This is a genomic window from Streptomyces kebangsaanensis (genome assembly GCF_001906585.1).
Lineage (GTDB): Bacteria > Actinomycetota > Actinomycetes > Streptomycetales > Streptomycetaceae > Streptomyces > Streptomyces kebangsaanensis.
In genome coordinates this window covers 22,369-23,857 of the sequence record NZ_JUJA01000164.1, presented here as the reverse complement: position 1 = coordinate 23,857, position 1,489 = coordinate 22,369, and the positions used below count along the sequence as shown (strand labels likewise).

At 75.4% G+C, this 1,489-nt stretch carries 2 protein-coding genes; both read right to left on the bottom strand.

All coding sequences use genetic code 11. The features are described from left to right. Positions 1 to 887: XdhC family protein (locus tag RH94_RS33145; protein ID WP_234426205.1), on the bottom strand; the 887-nt coding region annotated here is incomplete at its 3' end. A gap of 2 nt (positions 888 to 889) precedes the next feature. After that, positions 890 to 1,489 (bottom strand): VWA domain-containing protein (locus RH94_RS45305; RefSeq protein ID WP_234426204.1); only part of this gene is annotated, 600 nt, incomplete at its 5' end.

The following is a 1,489-nucleotide window of genomic DNA, read 5'->3' as shown; positions in this document are numbered from 1 at the left end:
CGGCTGCCCATCGCCCCGATGTAGGCGGCCGGCCGGCGCAGCGCCTCCTGGAGCAACGGCACGTCGAACTTCTGATCGTGGGTGAGGACGCAGATCACCGTCCGCTCGTCGGTGTCCGTGCCCCGCAGATAGCGGTGCGGCCAGTCCACGACCACCTCCACGCCCGTGGGGAACCGTTTCGGCGTGGCGAACACCGGGCGGGCGTCGCACGCCGTGACCCGGTAGCCGAGGAAGGCGCCGATACGGGCCACCGCGGCCGCGTAGTCGATCGCGCCGAAGACCAGCATCCGCGGCGGCGGGGCGAAGGAGTGCAGGAACACCGTGACGGCGTCCTCGCGGCGCTCACCGTGCGCGCCGTAGTGCCTCAACCCCGTGGCACCCAGGGCGAGTTCACCGCGGGCGTCCGCGGTCACCGCCACATCCAGGCCGGACGCGCCCAGTGTGCCCGCCACCGCATCGGGCCACACCGCGAGCGTCGCCCCGCGCGGGGCCGGACCGTCGACCACAGTCGCCGTGGTCACCGGCTCACCGGCGGTGACGGACGCGGCGACCGCGCCGAAGGTGGGGTCGGTCTCGGGGCTCACCGGCCTGACCAGTACGGAGATCTCGCCCCCGCAGGTGAGGCCGACCGCGAACGCGTCCTCGTCGCTGTAGCCGAAGGACGCCACCCGGGCCTCGCCGCCCGCCGCGACCTCCTGCGCCAGATCGAACACCGCCCCCTCCACACACCCCCCGGACACACTCCCCACCACCTCGTCGTCCGGCCCCACGGCCATCGCCGCACCCGGTTCGCGCGGTGCGCTGCGGCTCACCGTGACGACCGTGGCGAGCCCGAACGGCATCCGCGCCGCATACCACCGCTCCAGCACCGGAAGAATGTCCCGCACGCTCAGCTCCTTTCCCGCGCAACCGACGCAACCGACACAACCGTCCCGGCCGACGTGTCGGCGCCCCGCACCACCGCCGCCAGCCGTTCCAGCGCGGCCAGGCTGTGGCCCTCCACGAACGCGTCCACGCTGGGCAGCGCCGCCGCCATGCCGGCGGCGAGCGGGGCGTACCCGGGGCGCGCCTTGCGGGGGTTGCACCAGATCACCCGGTGCGCGAGCCGGTGCAGGCGCCGCATCTGGGCGGCGAGCAGCCGCGGATCGCCCCGTTCCCAGCCGTCGGACAGCAGGACGACCACGGCGCCGCGGGCCATGCCCCGCTGGCCCCAGCGGTCGAGGAACTCCCGCAGCAGCTCGCCCAGCCGGGTGCCCCCGCGCCAGTCGGGCACGGCCTCGGCGACCGCGGCCATGGCCAGGTCCGGGTCCCGGTGCGACAGCTCCCGGGTGACCCGGGTCAGCCGGGTGCCGATGGTGAACACCTCCGTGCGCCGCCCCAGGGCGGCGGCGTGCGCGAACCGCAGCAGGGCGTCGGCGTACGGGCCCATGGACCCGCTGACGTCGACGAGCAGGACGACCCGGCGGGGCCGCTCGGTGCGCGCGTGCCG